This is a genomic window from Microbulbifer sp. TB1203 (assembly GCF_030997045.1).
GTDB lineage: Bacteria > Pseudomonadota > Gammaproteobacteria > Pseudomonadales > Cellvibrionaceae > Microbulbifer.
The window spans coordinates 3,989,176-4,011,294 of record NZ_CP116899.1 but is presented as its reverse complement, the minus strand read 5'-3'; the positions used below and the strand labels follow the sequence as shown (position 1 = coordinate 4,011,294).

Sequence of the window (22,119 nt, the reverse complement as noted above, 5' to 3'; positions counted from 1 at the left end):
TTGCTATTCCTCCCTCGATCCCAAGCTCTCCTAACTTAGGGATTGAACCTTGAAAAAATCCATTCTCACTGCGGCAGTGGCTGCCGTTTCCAGTGCGCCTGTTGCGGCGCAGACGATCGATAATGCCCAGCTCGTGCAAAGCCTGGAAACCCCAAACCTGGAAACCGTCGTGGTGGTCAGCTCCCGCCGGGAGATGCCGTTGCGCCAGGTGGCCACCTCTGTGGCGGCGATGGATGAAGCGCAGATCGAGGCGCGCGGCTTTACCGCCCTGGCGGATGTGCTGCGGGCCATGCCCTCCGTCTCCGTGAGCAACTCCGGTGGCATGGGCAAGGCCAGCTCCCTGCGAGTGCGGGGCGAGGCCGGCTTCCGCACCCTGGTGCGAATTGACGGTGTGGACGTCTCCGATCCCACGGGCCTCCAGGCCAGCGCGCCCATCCAGCATATTCTGAGCAGCAATGTGTCGCGGGTGGAGCTGTTGCGCGGCCCGCAGGGCATGATGTACGGCGCCGATGCCGGAGGTGTGCTCAATATCAGCACCCGCAGCACCGGGGAGGATACGGAAGTCAAGATTGCCACCGAGGGCGGCAGTTTCGGCTCGCAGCGTTACAGCGCCAGCCTTGGCGGTGGCCATGAAACCGTTGATTATTTTGTTTCCGCCACCCGCGCCGACACCGATGGCTTTAATACCAGCCTGGGCGATAAAGAACTGCGTGATGACGACGGTTACAAAAATACCACCCTGCATGCGCGCGGCGGCTGGAACATCAGCGACTCGCTGCGCCTGGAAGCAGTGGCGCGGGATACCGAGGCCTCCAACGAGTTCGATCGCTGCGGCTTCCCCGTGAAGGTGGATGACTGCACCGGCGATTTCGACCAGACCAACGCCCGCGTAAGCATGACCCACAAAACCGGGATACTGGAAAACCAACTGGCCTACTCGCGCACGGAAATTGCCCGCAAAAACTTCGCCGGGGGCGCCGTCTCCTACGATACCGAAGGCGAGATTGAAAAGCTCAACCTCACCGGCCGCGCCGACCTGAGTGATGTGCATGCCCTGGTGTATGGCCTGGAGCAGCGCGAGGACTCGGTAGGAGAACTGGAGCGGGACCAGTGGGCCCTTTACGCCGAATACCAGGGCAACTACGCCGATACTTTTTATCTCACCGCCGGCGTACGCCGGGATGATAACGACGATTTCGGTCATCACGACAGCCTGCGCCTCAGCGGCGCCTACCTGATCGACGCCGTTGCCGCCGGTTCACTCAAATTGAAAACCAGCTATGGCACGGGTTTCCGCGCGCCGAGCCTGTTTGAAATAGACTACAACCGCCAACAGCGGAATCCGGACCTGGCCGCCCTCTCGCCGGAAGAAAGCGAAGGCATCGATGTGGGCGTGGAATATTTTGGTAACAGCGGCCTGCACCTGGAGGCCGTGTTGTTCGATCAGAGAGTTGACCATGAGATCGGTTTTGACCTGGTGAACTGGACCTATATCCAGAGTGAGGGCGAAAGCCGCTCGCGCGGGGTAGAACTGATTGCCGATACGCCCCTGACCGACACCCTGGTACTGAACACCAACTACACCTACACCGATGCCGAGGATGCCGCCGACTCGCCGCGCGCGCGCATGCCCGAGCACATGGCCAACATCGGCTTCACCTATGTACCGGTAGATGCGCTCAGTGCCTCCCTGAACCTGCGCGCTGCGCGGGGTGCCGTGGATACCAGCGGCGAGGCACAGGACAACTACCAGGTACTGGATGCCAGCCTGCGATATACACTGAACCCCTCGGTAACGGTATACCTGCGCGGTGAAAACCTCACTGACAAGTCCTATGTGGAAGTGTCGGGCTTCCGCACCGCCGGTGCTTCCGGTTACGCGGGCGTCGAGGTCACTTTTTAAACTACAGAAAGAGCGCTCGCGATGCGGGCGCCCATCGAGGCGACTATGAGCGAGCAGGACAAAAAAAAGAACGAGCGCCACAAGGCGGCGATGGAAAAGCAGAAAGCCAAGGTGGATGCCGGCATCGCCGCCGCGAATATCGAACGGGGCGTGGCCGTTTTGCTCACCGGTAACGGCAAGGGAAAATCCAGCTCTGCTTTCGGTATGGTGATGCGCGCCCTGGGCTACGGCCAGAAGGTGGGCGTGGTGCAGTTTATCAAGGGCGCGCAGCTCTCCGGTGAGGAGCTTTACCTTAAGAACCACTGCCCGCAAGTGTATCTCTATCAAATGGGCACCGGCTTTACCTGGAATACCCAGGACCGCAGCGGCGATATCCGCGAGGCGGAAAAAACCTGGGCCGAGGCGGAAAGACTGCTCGCCGACGACAGCGTCGACCTGGTAGTGCTGGATGAATTGACTTATATGATCGCCTACAAGTATCTGGATGAAACCCGGGTACTGCAAGCCATTGCCGGCCGCCCCGGCGAGCAGAGCGTGGTGATCACCGGCCGCGGTGGCGGCAGCGCGCTGCAGGAACTGGTCGATACCGTCTCGGAGATCAAGGATATAAAGCACGCCTATAAAGCCGGCGTCAAAGCCAGAAAGGGCGTAGATTATTAACAGGGCCCGCACAGCATGAACTGCCTGATGGTACAGGGCACAACCTCGGATGCCGGTAAAAGTACACTGGTGGCTGGGTTGGCGCGGCTGCTGAAAAAACGCGGTGTCAAGGTCGCCCCCTTCAAACCCCAGAACATGGCACTCAACAGTGCCGTGACCGTCGATGGCGGCGAGATAGGCCGCTCCCAGGCCCTGCAGGCACAGGCCTGCGGCCTCGATTCGCATACCGATATGAACCCGGTACTGCTAAAGCCCGCTTCCGATACCGGCGCCCAGGTGATTATTCACGGCAGAGCCATGGGCAATATGCAGGCGCTGGATTATCACGCCTACAAGGCCACAGCGAAAAACGCAGTGCTGGCATCCTTCGATCGCCTTCGCCAGCAGTACGATTGCATACTGGTGGAAGGCGCGGGCAGCCCCGCCGAAATCAACCTGCGCGAAAACGATATCGCCAATATGGGTTTTGCCGAGGCGGTGGACTGCCCGGTCATACTAGTAGCCGATATCGACCGGGGCGGCGTCTTCGCCCACCTGGTAGGCACACTGGAACTGCTGTCACCCAGCGAACGGGCGCGGGTGAAAGGCTTCGTCATCAACCGCTTTCGCGGAGATCTCTCACTCCTGCAGCCGGGATTGGACTGGCTGGAACAAAAAACCGGCAAACCGGTACTGGGCGTGCTGCCCTACCTCACCGATTTCTTCCTGGACGCGGAAGATGCCATTCACAACGCCCAGCGGCAGGGCGGGGCACAGCGGCTAAAGGTTATCGTGCCGGTATTGCCGCGCATCAGCAACCACACGGATTTCGACCCGTTGAGGCTGCACCCGCAAGTGGATTTCCAGTATCTGTCCGCGGCGGATGAACTGCCGCCCTGTGATCTGGTGATACTGCCCGGCAGCAAGAACGTGCGCGCGGATTTACAGCACCTGCTCGCCAACGGCTGGCGGCACAAGCTCGACCGACACCTGCGCTACGGCGGCAAAATCCTGGGTATCTGTGGCGGCCTGCAGATGCTGGGTGAGTTTATTGACGATCCCAATGGCATGGAAGGTACTCCCGGGCACATCACCGGTCTGGGCTATCTGAATTATTCCACCGAACTCCTGGAAGAAAAAAAACTCCACAATCGGCACGGGCGACTCACCCTAAATAATCTCAGCGTGCCCTTCACCGGTTACGAAATTCATTGCGGCGTAACCAATGGCCCCGCCATGGCCTCGGGTGTTTTCAAAGTGCATGGAGAAGAGGGGGAAACCACTGATGGTTCCCTGAGCGAAGACGGCAATATTCTCGCCACCTATATGCACGGTCTCTTCGATCACCCCGAGGCACTGGAACAGTTGTTGCTCTGGGCCGGCTTTGCATCCCAATCCCCGGCACAGTTCGACCTGAACGCCCACCGCGAGGCGCAGCTGGAACGCCTGGCGGAAGTGTTCGAACAGCATTTGGATGAAAGCTGGCTCGCCAGCCTGGCCGCCCAATGAACCTTGCCGCCAACCGCATACAGCGCCGCCTGTGGACGTCCATCGTGCTGATGACATTGCTGGCCACAAGCCTGGTGGTCGCCATAGCCCTGGGCTCGGTGGCTCTGCCCTTTGCCGACGTATTGCGAGCCCTGGCCGGCGGTGAACTGCAGGGATTTGGCGGCGATATCGTGCGAGCCATTCGCCTGCCGCGGGCGTTGTTGGCGGCTTCCGTGGGCGCCGTGCTGGCGGTGTGTGGCGCTTACCTGCAGGGTATGTTTCGCAATCCACTGGCGGACCCCTCGCTGATCGGTGTAACCGCCGGTGCCTCCGTGGGTGCCAGTGCGGCGATAATGTTCGGCGGCGCTATGCTGGGTGCAGTATCCCTGGGTGCCTTTGCCGGCGGCCTGGTTGCCGTGTGGCTGGTGTACCGGGTTGCCACGGGCGTACAGGGCACCTCGGTGGCCACCATGCTGCTGATGGGCATCGCCGTTACGGCGATGGCCGCCAGCCTGACCGGATTGATGGATTACTTCGCCGATAGCGCCAACCTGCGGCGCATGAGCCTGTGGCGCATGGGTGGGCTGGATGGTGCCACCGGTGCGCGGGCTCTGCTGGTGCTGGCGACACTGGCTGTGCTTTTGCTCAGTATGAAATCCACGGTGCGCGGGCTGAATACCCTGCTGCTGGGCGAATCCCAGGCGCGGCACCTGGGGGTGGATGTGGAGCGGTTGAAATCCCACTTGATCGTGCTGGTGGCACTGGGGGTGGGCGTATCCGTCGCGGTAGCGGGGAGTATTGCCTTCGTCGGGCTGGTGGTGCCCCATATGATTCGCCTGTGCGTGGGGCCGGATCACCGCATGCTGGTGCCGCTGTCGGCGCTGGGTGGCGCCAGCCTGTTGTTGCTGGCCGATACCCTTGCCCGCACGGTGGTAGCGCCCACCGAACTGCCGGTGGGGCTGGTGACAGCCCTGATTGGCGCGCCCTTTTTTGTCTTTCTGCTGGTTCGCCACCGGGAGCTGATCCGGTGAGTTCGCTGAAGTTACTGAAAGTTTCGGGGGTTTCCGTGGATGTGGCGGGCAAGCGCCTGGTGCATGCCGCCGAACTGTCCGTGAGTGCCGGTGAGGTGGTATCGGTTATCGGCCCCAATGGCGCGGGTAAAACCACCTTGCTGCGCGCCATTGCCAATGACCTGCAGCCGGCCAGCGGTGTGATAGAACTCGGCGGCCGGGCCATCGCCGGCATAGACGCGCGCGAGCGCGCGCGACAGGTGGCGGTGCTCACCCAGCACAATTCGCTGGAGTTTGCCTTTACCGGCCTGGAGGTGGTGTCACTGGCGCGGGGCCCGCACAGCACCGGCGCGGCCCTGGATCTGCGCATCTGTCGCGAAGCCATGGAGGCGATGGATGTGGGGCACCTGGCCGGGCGGCTGTATCCAACGCTTTCCGGCGGCGAGCAGCAGCGCCTGCAACTGGCGCGGGTACTGGCGCAAATCTGGCGGGCGGAGGATGCCGGGAGCCTCGGCCAGTACCGCCTGCTGTTGCTGGACGAGCCGGCGACCAGCCTGGATATAGGCCACCAGCACCAGCTGATGCGCGCGGTGCGGGAATTTGCCGCAACCGGGGTGGGAGTCCTGATGACCGTGCACGATATCACCCTCGCCGCCAGCTACAGCGACCGGCTGGCGCTGATAAAAAATGGCCACTGCGTCGCCCAGGGTGAACCGGAAACCGTATTGACGGATACCCTGGTGAGCGATGTGTTCGATACACAGGTACTGATTATCCCGCACCCGGAATCGGGCAAGCCGGTTGTTGTTGGAGTGTGAGATGCAATTGATTTTGGGCGGTGCCAGAAGTGGCAAAAGCCGCTACGCACAGGAGCGCGTTGAAGCTCTGGGGGCAGAGGGCGATAAAAAACTGATTTTTCTCGCCACTGCGGAAGCCCGTGATGGCGAGATGCAGAAGCGTATAGTCAAACACCGCGGCGACCGCGGTCAGCGCTGGCAAACCTGCGAAGAGCCCCTCCATCTCGCGCGGACATTGGCGCGGATCAGCGCGCCGGATACTTGGGTGCTGGTGGATTGCCTGACCCTGTGGATCAGCAATTGCCTGCACGCCGACTGCTGGGAAAGGGAGCGCGGGCAATTGCTGGCGGAAGTGGACCGGCGCCTGGCAACCGGCACTGCTCCTAACTGGCTGTTCGTGAGCAACGAGGTCGGCTCGGGCGTCGTGCCGCTGGGGCAGCTGTCCCGGGAATTCGTGGATGCCAGCGGCTGGCTGCACCAGGCGCTGGCCGAACGCTGTGATCAGGTGACACTGGTGGTAGCTGGCCTGCCACTGCAACTGAAAGGTAAGTGCTAGGCTGGTGGCGGGCCTGCTACCGGGGGTGCTTTGCGAGACACGCCGTGAACCCATCCATGGGGGCTTGTCGGCCGGGCTACCCGGCCGCTTCAACGCGGCGCCTTCGGCCCCTCCGGCCGACAGTCTCGCAAAGCACCCCCGGTATCAGGCCCTTCGCATCGGCCTTATCGCTCTACTCAGCATAACTGTTAAAGGTTAATTATGGATCTGGACTGGTTGACGGTACCCGCCCGGGTACCGGACGAAACATTTATCCAGGCGGCACTCGCGCGCCAGCAAAATCTGACCAAACCGCCGGGCTCCCTGGGGCAGCTCGAAAGCCTGGCGGTGCGTTTTGCCGGGTTGCAACAAACCGCCGAGCCGCAGCTCGAGCGCATTGTCATTCGCGTTTTTGCCGCCGATCACGGTGTGGCCGCACAGGGTGTGTCGGCATTTCCCCAGTCGGTAACCGCGCAAATGGTGGCGAATTTCTGTCGCGGCGGTGCGGCGATTTGTGTGCTGGCAAGGAAACTGGAGGCGGATTTCAAGGTGGTCAACCTCGGTTGTACGGGCGAGACACCCGAGCATCCCGACCTGATCGACGCGCGCATCGCGCCTGCATCCGGCGATTTTACCCGGGGGCCTGCCATGAGCAGAGAGCAGCTGGCAATGGCACTCAATACCGGCCGCGATCAGGTCTCCGGGGCGGATGTGTTCCTCGGTGGTGAAATGGGAATCGGCAACACCACCGCGGCCGCCGCAATATTGGCCGCGCTGTATCAGCTGCCTGTGGCAGCCATCACCGGCCGCGGCACCGGCATTGATGACCGGGCCCTGGAACACAAAATAGCGGTGATCGAAAAAGCGCTGGTCCTGCACAATCCCAAACGCCAGAGCCCGTTGCACCTGCTGCAGACCCTGGGCGGTTTTGAGATTGCCGCCCTGGTGGGCGCCTATATCAGCTGCGCCCAGCGAGGCGTGCCTGTACTGGTGGACGGGTTTATCACCACCGCCGCTGCCGCCGTTGCCCTGGCAATCAATCCTGGCATAGAGCCCTGGTTGGTGTACTCCCATTTATCCAATGAATCCGGGCACAAGCTGGCGCTGGACAAATTGCGGGCAGAACCGCTGTTATCCCTCGATATGCGCCTGGGCGAGGGCAGCGGTGCGGCCATGGCGGCGGGTGTGATTCGCCAGGCCCTGGCGCTGCACAACCAAATGGCCACTTTTGCCGAGGCCGGAGTGGCCAGTGCAGATTGATCTGTTGCGGCACGGAGCCTGCGAGGGTGGGCATATCTTTCGCGGGGATACCGATGTGCCTTTGACGGAAGAGGGGTGGCGGCAGATGCGCGAAGGCCTGGCACAGCTCGCCGGACCCTGGGCGCACATTGTCAGCTCGCCGCTGCAGCGGTGCCGCACCTTCGCCGAGCAGCAGGCGAAAAAGTTGAATCTGCCCCTGAGTATAGAACCGGGTGTCAGGGAATTCGGTTTCGGTCTGTGGGAAGGCCAGAGCATCGAGAAAATCTGGCGGGAGCACAAAAACCACTGCCTGGCCTGGTCGCGCGCACCGGACAAAGTGGGCCCACCCGGCGGTGAGCCCTATGGGGATTTTCGCCAGCGGGTATTGGCGGCGGTGGAGAAGATAGCGTGCGCAGGGGCTGGTGACAGGACACTGCTGGTTACCCATGGCGGTGTGATCAGGCTGCTGCTCTCGGTGGCGCGCGGGATGCCACCGTCGGACATGATGCAGTTGACGGTCGGGTACGGTTTTGCCGCTTCGCTGAATTTCGATAGCCGCAATCTGAATATTCTCTACCCGCAGGAATCCGCCTATGTATATCAAGGATAAACTGCATATCGGGGACAAACCTTACGTGAGGGATCAACTGCGCCGGGGTACCGAGGCATTTTTCTATGCACTGATGTTTCTCACCCGCCTGCCGGTGGAGAGGTTTGTGCGGAGTGCAGATACCGAAGTCGCCGCCAGGGCCGTGTATTTCTATCCATTGGTGGGAGCGCTGATGGGAAGCCTGCTGTTGCTCTCCGCCATTATCCTTGCACCCCTGGGCACCTGGCTGGCGGCGGCGCTGATGGTGACCCTGTGGGTTCTCCTCACTGGCGCCCTGCATCTCGATGGCCTGGCGGATTGCATGGACGGCTACTACGCCGGCCACAAGATGGCCGACAAATCGGCAAGGCGCGAACGCATTCTGCAGGTGATGCATGATCCCGCCTGCGGCGCCGCAGCGCTGGTGGCGCTGTTGTTGGTGCTGCTGCTCAAGGTGGTGGCTGTGGCCAGCCTGTGGGAGCAGGGCGTATCGCTGCCGGCGGTATTGCTGGCTCCGCTGCTCGCGCGCACGGTGATACTGCCTTTTATGGCCCTGGCCGACTACGCCCGCAGCGAGGGTGTGGTGGCACCTGCGCAAACGGCTGGTGTGCAGACACTCTGGCTGGTGGCGCTGGTCACCTGTGCCCTGGTCAGTTTACTGCTCGGCCCCCTGGTCGCCGGCGTGTTATTTTCGGCGCTGGCGCTGCTGGTACTCTATTGGTGGCGCTTCTGGCACGAACAGATCGGCGGTTACACCGGGGATTGCCTGGGTGCGCTGGTGGAGCTGAGTGAGTTGCTGGTCCTGATTCTCCTGGTGGCGCTGTGGTAATCGCTGCCGCGTTGCTGCTCGGGATGCTGCTCGACAGGTTGCTGGGTGAGCCCCGGCACCTTCACCCGCTGGTGGGGTTCGGGCGGCTGGCCAGCGGGCTCGAGCGCAAGCTCAATCGCACCGATGCCAAATACCCAAAGGTGTACGGCATACTGGCCGTGGCACTGCTGCTGGTGCCGGTGTGGTTGGCCGGCAGCCTGCTCTGGGACCGGGCGCTGCAGGTGCAGGGGCCCTGGGCACTGATTCTCGGAGCGGGTTCCGTCTATTTTGCGGTTGGCTGGAAGGCTTTGAATGACCACATAGCACCCATTGCCCGGGCATTGGAGCGGGGAGATCTGGCCGGTGCGCGCACTGTGGTGGGGCGCATTGTCAGCCGCGACTGCGATAACCTGGACGAAGCGCAAACGGCGCGTGCGGCTATAGAATCCCTACTGGAAAATACCTCCGATGCGGTAGTAGCCCCACTCTTCTGGTTTGCCATTGCCGGCCTGCCCGGAGTGCTGATTTACCGTTTGAGCAATACCCTGGATGCCATGTGGGGTTATCGCAACCGTCGCTATCGCGCCTTCGGCTGGGCCGCCGCGCGCCTCGACGATCTGCTCAATTTTATTCCCGCACGTATCACCGCCACCGCCTTCACCTTGTTTGGAAACAGACCGGAAGCGCTCCAGCAGTGGCGCAGCTGTGCGGGCCACTGGGCCAGCCCCAATGCCGGCCCGGTTATTGCCGCCGGCGCCGGGGCACTCGAACTTCGCCTCGGCGGCGGTGCCAGTTATCACGGCCAGTGGCAGGAAAAGCCGGCTACTGCCGGCCGAGTGGCAACGGCGGCGGATATTCCCCGCGCGCAGGCTCTGGCCGCCCGTGCAGTTGCCGCAACACTGGTGTTGCTGATGCTTCTTGGTTTCTCTTTGGGAGTCGCAATTGAGTAAGACATTTCACGGCGGGAACCTCGCCCATGCCACGGAATTGTTCGGCGAACCGGATGGCGGCTGGCAGGACCTGTCCACGGGCGTCAGCCCCTGGAGCTACCCGCTGGGAGAGGTTCCCGAATACGTCTGGCGCTCGCTGCCCGCCGATCAGTCTCCGCTGATGGATACAGCCAGTGAATACTACGGCGCGGGCCGGGAACACCTGTTGCCTGTGCCCGGCAGCCAATATGCGATATCGCGATTCCCGGGCCTGGTAGATGGCGCAGCGGTGGCAGTGCCTGCGCCAGGGTATGCGGAGCACGCCCGCTGCTGGAAAAACGCGGGGCACCAGCTTGTGCACTACCGCTCCCGTGAGGAGTTGTCCGAGCTGATTCTCTCCGGGCGCGTGCGGCACGCGGTGGTTATCAATCCGAACAATCCCACCGGTGAACGCATCGCTCCGCAAACGCTGCTCGACCTTTATCGGGAACTCCCGGGCATCATGCTGGTTGATGAAGCCTTTGCCGATGTGAATCCCGAGCTCTCGCTGGCGGGAAGGGTGGCGGAAAACCCCCGACTCTACGTCCTGCGCTCGCTGGGCAAGTTTTTTGGCCTGGCGGGAGTGCGTTTGGGTTTTCTGCTGGGCTCAGGTTCCTGTGTCCAGCAACTGCGGGATGCCATGGACCCCTGGGCAGTGAGCGCCCCCGCGCTCTGGGCTGCTACCCGCGCGCTTGCGGATTCCGCCTGGCACGGGATGCAGCGACGACGCATCGCGGATACCAGTCAGCGCCTTATGGAATTGCTCGAAGGGTGTCTGCCTGAGGCTGCCGTTGCCACGAATGCCGGATTGTTTATTTCGCTTCATGGCGAACCGCGAGGATTGTATAGCTTGTACCAGCGCCTTGGCCGAGCCGGTGTTTATTCACGCTGGGGTTATAAAGTGCCCGGGGATGAACAACAGGCCTGGTTGCGCCTGGGGCTGGCGGATGATGGTGGTCAACGTCTGGGTTTGGCTCTGGGCAATGCTTGCGAAGTAAAAGGCTAGGTGACGATGAGGGTTTTGTTTCTCACACTCTTATGTACTCTGCTCCCGGCAGCGGCCGGAGCGGCGCCTATTGAAGTGTCCGACGCGCGAGGCGAGATAATTCGCCTGCAGGAGCCGGCCAGCCGGATTGTGGCTCTGGCACCGCATATTGTGGAAAACGTCTACTCCGCCGGCGCTGGCGATAAACTGGTAGCGGCGGTCAGCTACAGCGACTACCCACCTGAGGCTGCGGAGCTGCCCCAGGTGGGCAGCTACAAGCTGGTCAACTACGAAACCGTGCTCGCGCTCAAGCCCGATCTGGTACTCGCCTGGTCTTCGGGCAACGGCCCGGAAGTGGCGCGCCAGCTTGAGCGGCTGGGGCTCACGGTGTATGTGGACGAGCTGCGCAGCCTCGAAGATATTGTTGGTGAAGTGCGTACCCTCGGGTTACTCGCCGGCACCAGCGAGGTGGCCAACCGGCGAGGGGATCAGTGGCTCGCGCGCCTACGTGAACTAAAGCAGCAGTATCGGGGCGCCGCTCCGGTGAGCGTTTTCTACCAGGTATGGAACGACCCCTTGCAAACCCTGAACGGTGAGCATCTGGTGAGTGATGTGATTCGCCTGTGCGGAGGTCGCAACGCCTTCGCCGATGCCGTATCCCTGGCGCCCAAGGTTAATATCGAATCCGTCCTCGCCCGCAACCCGGACGCCATTGTTGCCAGCGGCATGGGCGAGCAGCGCCCCGAGTGGCTGGGTGATTGGCTGGAATATCCAGCGCTTACCGCGGTAAGGGAGAAGAACCTGTTTTTTGTACCTCCGGATATTATTCAGCGGCACACCATGCGCATACTCGATGGTGCCGAAATGCTTTGCGAGCAGTTGCAGCGAGTGCGCCGCCGGTAGATGCCTGGCGCATTGTTACGAATCCTCGCCATGAATCCTCGTTGCAATCTATGGGGTCATACTCTAATACCGCTACCTTAAGCCGAAAATCGGCATATTTGTAGGATGGGCAAAGCGTAGCGTGCCCATCAAGGCCCCGGAAGATGGGCACGTCGCTACGCTCCTTTGCCCATCCTACGGCCGAAACAACGCTTAAGGTAGCGGTATTAGGGTCATACTCGAATGGCACTAAGTTAAGCTCCGAGCTGCCCCTGCCCCTGCCCCTGCCCCTGCCCCTGCCCCTGCCCCTGAGGATTGCGCTGTAGGAGCCTGCTTGCAGGCGAATATTCCCGGTGCTTTGCCACGACCTCAATTCGCCTGCGAGCAGGCTCCTACAGGGGGATTCCGCTTAACTTACTACCATTCGAATCTGACCTGCGGACCAAGAGGAGTTCCTCGTTCACTACAATCCTGTGGGTCATGCAGAGTCAATCGTGAAGCCGGGCTTTTCGGTAGTTTATCCACTGGGATACTGATGGGCGCGGGTATTGTCGTCGCCGCTTTGTACGGAATGCTGATGTGGCTGGGCCTTGCTGAATTTGACCCGCGTTGGATCAGTTGACTTGATTCAGCCCTGAAATCGGTGGACTATGCCCTTTTATTTTGGATGCCGATAATCAAATACTACTGAAGGATAATCTGGCATAGAAAAGGAGCTGTCCGTGCAAAAGTTAACGGGGAAATGCCTCTGCGAGGCCATCGAATACGAAATCACCGGTGAGCTGGGACCCATATTCAATTGCCACTGTTCCAAGTGCCGTCGTTGGCACGGCGCCGCCTTCCGCACCCGAGCGACTATCAAAAGCAGCCAGTTCAAATGGCTGAAGGGTGAGGAACACCTGTCCCGTTACCATTCTTCGGAAAACACCGTAAAAAACTTCTGCTCCATCTGCGGTTCCAGCCTGATCAGCACCTACGACGAGAGCCCGGACAAGATAGGAATCCCCCTCGGCGGGCTGGAACAGAGCCCGAATAACAAAGTAGAGGGGCACTTTTTCGTCACCTCAAAGTCCCCTTGGCACGAAATCAACGACGACCTGCCGCAGTACGATGAGTTTCCCGGTTCGCACGAAAAAGTGCGGGAAACGGCGGACTAAAACTGCTCAAGACCAGAGGAAACAATCTCGGCTTCGCCCTGGGGCGTGAGTACTGGGGTAGGGGACTGATGCTGCAGGCGCTACCGGCGGTGATCGAGTTCGCCTTCAACAGACTGAAGCTGCACCGCATCGGCGCCGATGCCGACCCGCGCAACGTCGCATCCATCCGCGTACTGGAAAAACTCGGCTTCCGGAGCGAGGGACTGCTGCGCGAATGCTATTTTCATATGGGCGAGGTCCAGGATGCGCTGGTGTTCGGCCTGTTGCGGAGAGACTGGGCGGAAGCCCCTATCCGGATTTCCTGAAAAGCAGAACTTTTTTTGAACCTCACTGCCCGCCGCTGCGACTACCTCAACGGAAACGCTGTTTACCCAAGCAACCGAAGAGGCAATCACCATGGGCCAACTACTGTTCGCCAAACCCAAAACCTACCTGAAGACGTTATCTTTCGCGCTGTTGACCACCACCCTGTTCGCCTGTGGTGGCAACGGCGGCAGCTCCTTACCGGATAGCGACAACGACGATATTGATCCGCCACCGGCCAGCGTCGATCTCAGCTTTGTGGTGCAAACCCACGACGGCGCCCGGTTATCCGGTGTGTCGGTCACCCTCGATGAATCGACCATCCAGAGCGATGAAACCGGTTGGGCTCATTTCAGCCTGCCGGACCAGGAGTCCTATGTCGTACGCGCCGAAGCGGAGGGCTTTGTCCCCCAGGCACTGAAAGTCGACGGCGAGGATGAGAGCATCACCCCCATCCGGCTGACACCGGTAAAGCAGACCCTCAGCCTGGACGATATCGAATCCGCCCGGACCCTGAGCGCGGCGGACCTGGGGGCGCGGATTACCTTTCCCGCCAGTGCTTTTGTCACCCCCGATGGCGAACCGGCCACCGGCGCTGCCAGGGTTCAGATTACCCCCTGGGATATTACCAATGGCGAGCTCAATGCCATGCCCGGAAACGGCCAGGCACTGGACGCCACAGGTTCGCCAACGGAGCTGATCAGCGCCGGAATGCTTACGCTCTCCGTGCACAATGAAGCCGGTGACTACCTGCAGCTGGCTCCCGGCACCACCGCGGAAATTCAGATGGATTTGCCGCAGGGCAGTATCAACAATGCGACGCTAACTGTCGGCAGCACCGTGCCCATGTGGCACTTCGATGAAACCCAGGGCGTGTGGGTAGAGGACGATTCCACCATCGGTACCGTGGTTGCCTCGGCCACTTCCCCGGTCGGCCTGGCGGTGCACGCGGAAGTCAGCCACTTCTCCACCTGGAACTGGGATTTCAAATTCGAAAACGGGGGCAGCATCAATGTGGAGTGCCGGCTGTTCGATAACAGCCCAGTACCCTGCGGTATCAGTGCCGAGGTCACGCTGGATGACGGTTCCGTCTTTACCCGCAACGGGCAATTGCCGGAAGGCGGTTCCACCATTATCAACATGCCCACCAGCGCAACCATCGACTGGCATGCCACTTCCTTTGGCGGTTTTATGGGCGACTTGACCAGCGATATGTCCGCAGACGTGGTTATTGCACTGAACGCGCCCAGCAGTGAGAACTTTGTACGCTGCGAGCTGCCCGATGGCACTCCGGTAAGTTGCTCGGTCACCCTGACGGATGGCACCCACGATCTGACTCAAACCGTTCCGGCACAGGGCGCCACCATCTTCACCGGCTGGCCGGCCCTGGATGAGTTCACCCAGTTCAGCTGGGTGGCCGTAACCCCAAACCCGGTGGATTTCAATGGACAGCAGGTGTTGGGAGAGGGCAGCGTCAACTCCGGCATTGCCGAAGACGTGCTGCTCACACTCACCACAACACCTATTGAAGCCGTGGATGTTCAATGCCTGTCATCCATCGGGACCACCATTCCGTGCGTCGTGGAACTGGTGGCCTCGCTGCCCGACGGCGAGCAATTTACACAGCCCGAGGTGTCGATCACTGACAGCCTCAGCATCAACGTTCCCTCGGAGGCCACCCTGATTCAATGGTCCGCCACCTCCAACGGCGCCTACAGCCAGAACGGCCAGTTTGTCGAACTGTCCGGCACCCAGGAAACCGGCCTGGTCAGCAGCGTGGCAATAATCCTGGATGAGGAATCCGTGCAGGGCCCCGCGGCGCAGAGCATTCAACTCTACTGCAGCAATAGTCAGGACACCGCGGCCACTACCTGCGATATCGAGATCAACCGGGAAGGCAATGGGGCCGGCTATGGGCCAGTGGACAGCTTTGACAACGTGCCCGTGGGCGATGCGGTCACCCTGGAGTTTCCGGATGGTATGGCCGCTCAAAACGACTGGGTGCAGGTCATGGCCACCGGGGACGATGGTTCTGTCGCCTACAGCTTCTCTGCCTACGGGTCATTGAACGATGGTGAAAGTGTTGAGCTGGAACTGCAGTGTTCGGATGCGAACGGCGGCAGTGCCTGCCCCTAGTCACATCAGTGATTGACTGCCAGAGCCGGCTCCCAGTAGCCGGCTTTTTTAATGCATTGGGTTAAGGGAATCACCCTGTAGGAGCGGCGGGGCGGCCATCCGACATGCCCGCGATCGGCCTCTGTTCGCGGGCATGTCGGATGGCCGCCCCGCCGCTCCTACAGGGGTGCGCAGTTACAATAATTAGCAGGAGCAAAAATCTGTCAGGCGATTGGGGTACGGCGACACCCGCTTCGTAGGGTGCGCCGTGCGCACCGATACTGCCAGGAGCCCGCACCAGGGCTGGCTCCCGGAGACTGGGAAAAACTCCGAAGCTTGCTGCGAAGGCCCTGATGCCGGGGGCTGTTTGCGGGACCTTCTGCGGCCATGGATGGCCGTGGAGAGCGTACAGGGATGTATTCACGGGGGGGCGCCTAGCCCGTGTCCCGCAAACAGCCACCGGTAGCAGGGCCGCCACCGGCTCCGATTCAATGCTGTTGGGGTCAGTAGTTACTTCTCAAGTTGCGGAGTTCAAGGCTCCAGGAATTAAACCTTGAACTCGCGTAGATGCAACTGGAGAGAATCGGGGAGGGCCGACTTATCGACACCCTCCCGCCACTTGCACCAATCCCCAACCAAAACGATCGTCACGCCCTTCGGGGCCCAGATCTTTCACCGTCCCGGTCAGGTCCACACCCCGGTGATCCGCCAACAGCAACGCGGCGGTCACAAAAGGCGCGGCGAAGGATGTCCCGGTGTGGTAGCGGCCCGGAGCCTCGCCGTCGGCCGCCCAGATATCCACACCCGGCGCCGCCAGGTCGATGTAGTCGCCCCGATTGGCGTCCGGGTACAGTCGCTCCACGGCGTCCACCGCGGTGACCGCGATTACTCCCGGCTGCGCCGCGGGAAACACCGGTGGTGCATCCGGCCCGCGATTGCCGGCCGCCGCCACCAGCCGGATGTCGCGCTCGAGCAGTCGCTCCAGTGCCAGTTCAAACACCCGGTTGTGCTCCCCGCCCAGACTCAGGTTAATGGCCTGCACGTCCCGGCCGGCCAGCCAGTCCAGGGCGGCCAGCAGGGTATCCGTGGTGGTGTCGGTGGCCTCACCCCGCTGGCGGAAGACTTCCGCCGCGAACAGCTGACTGCCCGGCAGCAGGCCCGGTGCCGGCGAGCCCGGCTCTCCGATCAACAGACTGGCCACCGCGGTCCCGTGTACCGGAGAAGCCGCTTCGCCGCGCACAAAGTTGCGTCGCACCAGCGCCGCATTGACCAGCGCGGGATGCCTGTCCGCCACCGGGGTATCCAACATGCCGATGCGGAAGTCGCGATGGCAGGAGCCGATGGGGTCGGGCCAGGCAATCAACCGATAGGCGTATCGCCGCCGGGCACTGAGCGCCTGATAGCGCTGGTTGGTATCCAGGTTCAGGTCCGGTAGTTCCGTGCGCAGGCGGGCCATCAGGGCGGGCGCACTGTCCGCCGGGGGCAGGCGGAAGACACTGAGTACCAAACCCAGATTGCCAAGACGCTGCCGGGACTTCACTCGCAGCTGATAAGCCTGAAGCTGGCGGGCCGCCGATTGCGCTTCGGCCATATCGGCACTCACCAGTAATATTTCACCCGGTTCGTAATTCTGTGCATCCCGGTCGGGCGCCGGGTCGGCGGCCGCGGTTTGCCGCGGTGGCGGTACCGGCGGAGGCGGCGGGGCCGAGCGCCCCAGCAGGCTGCCGCCGCGCTGAATCGGCGGGCGGGTCGGCGCGGGGGCAGCGGATACCGGTTCGACCTCTTCCGGCGTTTTCGTTTCAGCGGCGTCCGCTGCGCTCGGCTCGGGTTTGGGTTCGGGCTCGGGTTTGGGTTCGGGCTCGTGTTGGGGTTCGCGTTCGGGCTCAGGCTCGGGCTTGGGTTCGGGTTCGGGTTCGCGCTGGGGCTCGGGCTTCTGATCGACAACCGCTGCAGGTCGCGATTCCGCCTCGCCCGGTTGAGCCGGAGGGGAGTCCCGCTCCTCTTCTCGCTCGCGCGTCGGCCGGCGCGGCTGTTCGGTTCCGGCATCCGCTGGTTCGGTCCCGGTTTCCCGCGAGCTGACCGCCGACTCCGCCCTTTCACGCTCCGCGAGGTCCACATCCCGGCGCGCTTCAGTGGCCGGATCTTCCTCCGTCGTTTGCGCCATCGGGAGACCCGACCAAATCGACCACAGCGAGATCGACAGGAGTAAAATCCACCGCCCGCCAGCCCTCGGCATCACGGTGCGATAACCTCATCCACAAACTCAAACGCCTGCAGGGTCTCCACCGCCGCCTCGGTGGAAACTTCTTCCGGTAGCCCCAACCGAAAGACGCCCAGGGCGCTGGGTCCGGCGACGATGCTGCCGTTCACACTCAGCACGGCCGCCTGAATATCCGCCGCGGTCGCCTCGGGAGCGAAGACGATTTGCAGCCGCGGTCCCGCCGCTACGCTCTCTCCTGACGCCGGGCCCACATCGACCGCTGTACCTCCCTCCCAGGGCGTCGGTCCCAGCAGCAGTGCCGCCTGGACCGCCACCATCAGGCAGGCCGCAATCGCCACGGGTTTCCAGAAATTTTTACGGGGCGGCACCTCGAAGGTTTTTTTCCGTTCCTCTTCCCGCTCCTCGCGCATCGCTTTCTGTAAACGGGCCAGGCCGAGTTCTCCCGGCGGCGTCACCGGTTCATTCTGAACTGTCTGCCGAAGCGCCTTTAAAAATTCAGCTTCCCGGGCCAGGGCCGGGTCCTCGGCCATTTTTTTCTCGAGCGCCTGGCGCTCCGCTTCCGGCAATCTGCCGTTGGCCCACAGATTCAATTGCTCATCAATTTTGTTCATGACGACCTCATGGCTCTGGCCAGTTGTTTCTTCAACAGGTTTTTGGCGTGATACACCCGGGATTTCACCGTGCCTTCGGGAATTTGCAGAATACTGGCAATTTCCGCGTAATCCAGCTCTTCGAAAAACACCAGGTGCAGGATTTCGCGGTGGGGTGGCGACAGGGTTTGCATACAGGCGCGCAATACCTGGCCGTCTTTCACCGCGGCCAGTGTCTGTTCCAGATCCGCGGCCGGCGTATCGTCGGTCAGGTTGTCGTCCAGGTCCGTAAACTCGCGCGCGCCCTGCTTGCGCCAGTGGGTCATCACTTTATTGTGCGCAATTCCGAGCATCCAGGTGGTGACTTTGGCGCGCCCGGCAAACCGGGCTGCCGAACGCCAGACCTCGAGCATCACTTCATTCAATAGGTCGGCGGCGGTGAATGAATCGTTCAACCTGGACAACAGATAACGATAAACACGCGCTTCGTGCCGGCGATAAAACGCGGTCATCGCCTCCGTATCGCCGACCGCCATGGTGCGCAACAACTGTTCGTCGCTATCCTGTACTGAATATTCCATAGATTGGCCCGGCTTACTCCTCGGTGCGAATCGACTGAATCGGACTGGCGGCCACAATGGCTCCCTCGGCATTCACCGCGCTCACTCGCCAGTAATAAATTCGCCCGGGCAGCAACCGGTGTAACACGGTGGGAGATAACCGGGTGCGGTCCGTATTGCCCTGCAGCAGAATACCCGTAGTGGGTGCCGCGGTCATTTCCGCCGGGACGGTGCCGGGTTCGGACGAGGTGACCGACTCCGCTGCCGACGGGGGCTGGTCGTACAGTTCCAATTGATAGGCCCGTGTACCGGCCACCGGCCGCCAGCGAAATTCCGTCGCGGCGTCGAGAGCCGTTCCCGCCCGCGGACTGTTCACGGGCAACACCGGCACGAACGCCGGCGCCGCCGGCTTGCCGCTTACCTGATAGCGCAATTCGATACTGTCACTCTCAAGTGAAGGCTGGAGCAGGCGCAACCGCAGCAAATACAGCCCCGCTTCATCGGTCGGTAACACCGGGCTTTGCAGGGAAGCCTCCTGGCCGCCCCCCAGATACTGGCGCACGGTGTCCAGCCGGCGGAATACCGGTTGGCCGCGGGTGGTCGCCGGCGTCGCCACCTCCCACACCGCCTCCAGCAAACCGGCGCGGTCGTAACGGATGGCGGCCAACGCCCGCAGCCGCGTGCTGCGCCCCACCGACGCCACGGCGGCACCGTCGTCAAACCGCAGTGCCACCCGCCGGACGATCAGGCCACTGGCGGTCACCGCCTGCCCTTCGCGCAGGGAGCGCGCCGCATTGGGCAATGAAGCGGACAGCCGAATGGTTTGCACACCGGTGACCGACATGCCGTTGATACTGAACTGGCGAACGTATAACAGCTGGCGGGCGCCCAGAGCGGCTGCGCGTTGGCCCACCTCCGCGGGAACCGTCAGGGTTTCGTTGAGGGTGAAACTCACTAACTGGCCATCTGCCGACCCGGCCAGCCGGCCCATCAGGGGGCGACGCACAACGCCCAGTCGCTCTCCCGAAGCCGTCTCGTCGAGGGTAAAAAAGCCCACATCAGAGGCAATGTCACCGGCGATATAAGTCCTGCCCCTCCAGACAATGGGCAGGGTGGTTTCCACCCCCACCGTGACCGGGCGGGGCGCCGGGCAGGGCTGCATGGAGGAGCAGAGTTCCAGCTCCTGGGCGGATGCGGGAAGGGCGAACCCGAGCGCAAGAATGATAACAATGGCAAGACGACAGAAGCTCATGGCCGCACCCCCGGATACGCTACCGGCAGACTGGAGCGCAGTTCAATAAATGCCTGATAACCATCGTCCGGCGAACCGACCGACGAATCGACCGCAAACAATCGATCCCGGTAGTCGTTGCGGGTGATGGATACAATCAGCTCCAGACCCGAACTCAGGGGGGCTGGCTCCCGGATCCGCCAGTTCAGCTGGGCACTGATATAGGTGGTTTCATCCCATTGGGCGAAGAAAGGGTCGTCTCTCGCACTGGTCTGATTCAGGCCCATATTGAGACCGCCCGTTAACCGTTCGGGGATAAATTCCGCCTTCGCATCCACAGAGTAAATATGCCGATCGGTACTGACGCCCTGATCGGGATAGGTGGTGTGCTGCAGTTCCCAGCCGACAAAGAGGCTGTACCGGCCACTCGGATACCAGCCCGCATCCAGCCGGGTTGCCTGGGTGCGGGTTTCCGGTTGCCAGCCGGTGGCATCCTCCAGGCTGTCGTAGTGGTAACCCGCCGACCACTGCAGCCGCTCCCGGGTAAAGGCCGCGGTCAGCGCGTAGCGCCTGGTCTCCAGATCGTTCGCCAGGTATCCCTGCGGTGTGTATCGGTCCCGCAACCTGGCGCCCTCCACCGACAGGGTGTAACTCGGCTGCCCCAAAGCCACAAGCAGCGACCACGCGGGGAGATCGTAATCCATATAGCGGGTATTGATATGCCATTGCCGGGTTCTGGATATGGCGTAGTCGGCGTGCTCGGAGAGGTTGTTGTCCTCTACGGCGTAGCCGCCGTCCCAGGTCCATTTATCCCTGGTGATATCGAAGAAAACCCGCTCCATTTGCTTGTCGGCGGGCGCGTACCGGTTCGCCAGACTCCGATACCAGGTGCCCAGTTTTTTTGATTCCAGGCCGAGGCGCCAGTCGAGTTCACCCCCCGGCGTGGGGTTCAATACCAGCAGCGCGGACCAGGCGTTATCCCGCTCGGATTCAAAGCCGATATCGACACCGTCAAAGTCATACTCACTCCCGGCTTTCTCCAACCGCACACGCAGTTGCCGCTGAAAAAATTGGCCATCCATTACCAGGTTCCAGGCATCACCTTCGTGCACCACCGGGTCGGTGTCCGGGCCGTCCTGCGGGTAGGGAGTGGGGTAGAGAGTGGCGTAGTCCGGCTCGCCGACGCGACCGGACAGGCGCCCTCCCGCCACCATAAGTTGCGCGCCGTCCCCGCGCAGGGGCCAGAACTCCAGGCGACCGCCACTCAGGCGATTGTCGGCATCATCAGTGCCCAGCCCTGCATCCACGCCCACCTGCTGCTGGCTGCCGGCCCGATACAGCGACAGAGTGCCGTCCCAAAGGGGCAGCCGGGCACCGGTCGACACGCCGCGCCGTTCGAAGCCATCCTGGATCAGGCTCGCGGAGGCCAACTGCTGGTCACCGAGGGCCAGCCGATAGCGGCCGTACTCACCGCGCAGGTTGAAACGTGCCAGGTCCACTTCCCGCCCGGCAATGGCCAGATCCTTATTGTTCACCGCGATCAAGTCCAGGCTGCTATCCAACCGCCAGTTGTCGCCACTCAGGCCGGACTCCAGATTGCCGCCCCCTTGAAGGTTGCTTCCCCCGCTCCGGTCGCGCTCGGTGACACGCTGACTGAAAGCCAGATTCAACTGGCCATTGGCCTGAAGCTCCCGCAGTGTCGCCGAGTGACGAACCTCAAAGGTCCAGTAGCCCAGTTCCTGAACGCGGCCGCGCTCGCCGTAAAACATCACCCTCAATTCATGGGCGCCGGGTGTAAGCGGCCGCACCGGCACGTAAACCAGCTCCGCGCCGCGCCACTGAACCAGTGCCGAAACATCCATGCCATCCAGTTCCAGGCTTAGTTGCCCGGGGCCATCGGCTCCCATATCGCCGGGCAGGGAAAGGCGCAGTCTTTCTCGCGGCCGATAAAAATCGTCGACCTCCGGAGCGCTCAGCTGCGCTTCCGGCTGCGCGAGTACCACAGGCACAGACAGTGCCGGCCAACTGCTGATCAGCAGCGGCAACGCCAGTGTTTTCGGTAGTCGAAATGGGGACACAGCCATCCAGCGGTCACTCTG

20 protein-coding genes are annotated in these 22,119 nt (G+C 62.0%); 15 read left to right on the top strand and 5 right to left on the bottom strand.

Annotated features, from left to right (window positions below; all coding sequences use genetic code 11):
- Positions 1 to 49: 49 nt before the first annotated feature.
- The 15 genes from PP263_RS17135 (at position 50) to PP263_RS17065 (ending at position 15,439) form a co-directional block, all read left to right on the top strand.
- A complete protein-coding gene (locus tag PP263_RS17135; RefSeq protein ID WP_308365005.1) occupies positions 50 to 1,903 on the top strand; it encodes a TonB-dependent receptor domain-containing protein in 1,854 nt (617 codons plus the stop codon).
- A 21-nt stretch (positions 1,904 to 1,924) separates the two neighbouring features.
- Entirely contained in the window at positions 1,925 to 2,563 is a 639-nt protein-coding gene (cobO, locus tag PP263_RS17130; protein ID WP_308365003.1) for a cob(I)yrinic acid a,c-diamide adenosyltransferase, read from the top strand.
- A 15-nt stretch (positions 2,564 to 2,578) separates the two neighbouring features.
- The gene (locus PP263_RS17125; protein WP_308365002.1) at positions 2,579 to 4,051 is read left to right on the top strand and encodes a cobyric acid synthase; all 1,473 of its coding nucleotides are present in this window, start codon (positions 2,579 to 2,581) and stop codon (positions 4,049 to 4,051) included.
- Complete coding sequence (locus tag PP263_RS17120) at positions 4,048 to 5,061, top strand: iron ABC transporter permease (RefSeq protein ID WP_308365001.1); 1,014 nt, start codon at positions 4,048 to 4,050, stop codon at positions 5,059 to 5,061. The genes PP263_RS17125 and PP263_RS17120 overlap by 4 nt, the downstream gene beginning before the upstream one ends.
- The gene (locus tag PP263_RS17115; protein WP_308365000.1) at positions 5,058 to 5,858 is read left to right on the top strand and encodes a heme ABC transporter ATP-binding protein; all 801 of its coding nucleotides are present in this window, start codon (positions 5,058 to 5,060) and stop codon (positions 5,856 to 5,858) included. Before PP263_RS17120 ends, PP263_RS17115 begins: the two co-directional genes overlap by 4 nt.
- Before the next feature lies 1 nt (position 5,859).
- On the top strand, positions 5,860 to 6,393 hold the full coding sequence (gene cobU, locus PP263_RS17110) for a bifunctional adenosylcobinamide kinase/adenosylcobinamide-phosphate guanylyltransferase (protein WP_308364998.1): 534 nt from the start codon (positions 5,860 to 5,862) through the stop codon (positions 6,391 to 6,393).
- Positions 6,394 to 6,594: 201 nt separating this feature from the next.
- Complete coding sequence (gene cobT / locus PP263_RS17105) at positions 6,595 to 7,632, top strand: nicotinate-nucleotide--dimethylbenzimidazole phosphoribosyltransferase (protein WP_308364997.1); 1,038 nt, start codon at positions 6,595 to 6,597, stop codon at positions 7,630 to 7,632.
- A complete protein-coding gene (locus tag PP263_RS17100; protein ID WP_308364996.1) occupies positions 7,622 to 8,221 on the top strand; it encodes a histidine phosphatase family protein in 600 nt (199 codons plus the stop codon). The genes cobT and PP263_RS17100 overlap by 11 nt, the downstream gene beginning before the upstream one ends.
- Positions 8,205 to 9,029, top strand: a complete 825-nt coding sequence (gene cobS, locus PP263_RS17095) for an adenosylcobinamide-GDP ribazoletransferase (RefSeq protein ID WP_308364995.1) — start codon at positions 8,205 to 8,207, stop codon at positions 9,027 to 9,029. Before PP263_RS17100 ends, cobS begins: the two co-directional genes overlap by 17 nt.
- A complete protein-coding gene (gene cbiB, locus PP263_RS17090) occupies positions 9,023 to 9,958 on the top strand; it encodes an adenosylcobinamide-phosphate synthase CbiB (protein ID WP_308364994.1) in 936 nt (311 codons plus the stop codon). The genes cobS and cbiB overlap by 7 nt, the downstream gene beginning before the upstream one ends.
- Entirely contained in the window at positions 9,951 to 10,982 is a 1,032-nt protein-coding gene (locus PP263_RS17085; protein WP_308364993.1) for a pyridoxal phosphate-dependent class II aminotransferase, read from the top strand. Before cbiB ends, PP263_RS17085 begins: the two co-directional genes overlap by 8 nt.
- A 75-nt stretch (positions 10,983 to 11,057) precedes the next feature.
- Positions 11,058 to 11,864 carry a cobalamin-binding protein gene (locus PP263_RS17080; protein ID WP_308364992.1) on the top strand — a complete coding sequence of 269 codons (807 nt, stop codon included), beginning with the start codon at positions 11,058 to 11,060 and terminating at the stop codon, positions 11,862 to 11,864.
- Between the two features lie 701 nt (positions 11,865 to 12,565).
- The gene (locus tag PP263_RS17075) at positions 12,566 to 13,000 is read left to right on the top strand and encodes a GFA family protein (protein WP_308364991.1); all 435 of its coding nucleotides are present in this window, start codon (positions 12,566 to 12,568) and stop codon (positions 12,998 to 13,000) included.
- A 2-nt stretch (positions 13,001 to 13,002) separates the two neighbouring features.
- The gene (locus tag PP263_RS17070; RefSeq protein ID WP_308368628.1) at positions 13,003 to 13,305 is read left to right on the top strand and encodes a GNAT family protein; all 303 of its coding nucleotides are present in this window, start codon (positions 13,003 to 13,005) and stop codon (positions 13,303 to 13,305) included.
- Positions 13,306 to 13,396: 91 nt separating this feature from the next.
- Positions 13,397 to 15,439: a hypothetical protein gene (locus PP263_RS17065; RefSeq protein WP_308364989.1), complete on the top strand. Its 2,043-nt coding sequence runs from the start codon at positions 13,397 to 13,399 to the stop codon at positions 15,437 to 15,439.
- Positions 15,440 to 16,016: 577 nt separating this feature from the next.
- Here the strand turns inward: PP263_RS17065 and PP263_RS17060 are convergent.
- The 5 genes from PP263_RS17060 to PP263_RS17040 form a co-directional block, all read right to left on the bottom strand.
- Positions 16,017 to 17,582, bottom strand: coding sequence for a S8 family serine peptidase (locus PP263_RS17060; protein WP_308364987.1), 1,566 nt, complete (start codon positions 17,580 to 17,582; stop codon positions 16,017 to 16,019).
- A gap of 71 nt (positions 17,583 to 17,653) precedes the next feature.
- Positions 17,654 to 18,250 carry a hypothetical protein gene (locus PP263_RS17055; protein ID WP_308364986.1) on the bottom strand — a complete coding sequence of 199 codons (597 nt, stop codon included), beginning with the start codon at positions 18,248 to 18,250 and terminating at the stop codon, positions 17,654 to 17,656.
- A complete protein-coding gene (locus tag PP263_RS17050; RefSeq protein ID WP_308364985.1) occupies positions 18,247 to 18,810 on the bottom strand; it encodes a sigma-70 family RNA polymerase sigma factor in 564 nt (187 codons plus the stop codon). Before PP263_RS17050 ends, PP263_RS17055 begins: the two co-directional genes overlap by 4 nt.
- Before the next feature lie 13 nt (positions 18,811 to 18,823).
- Positions 18,824 to 20,041, bottom strand: a complete 1,218-nt coding sequence (locus tag PP263_RS17045) for a hypothetical protein (RefSeq protein WP_308364983.1) — start codon at positions 20,039 to 20,041, stop codon at positions 18,824 to 18,826.
- Positions 20,038 to 22,098, bottom strand: coding sequence for a hypothetical protein (locus PP263_RS17040; protein ID WP_308364981.1), 2,061 nt, complete (start codon positions 22,096 to 22,098; stop codon positions 20,038 to 20,040). Before PP263_RS17040 ends, PP263_RS17045 begins: the two co-directional genes overlap by 4 nt.
- Positions 22,099 to 22,119: the final 21 nt, after the last annotated feature.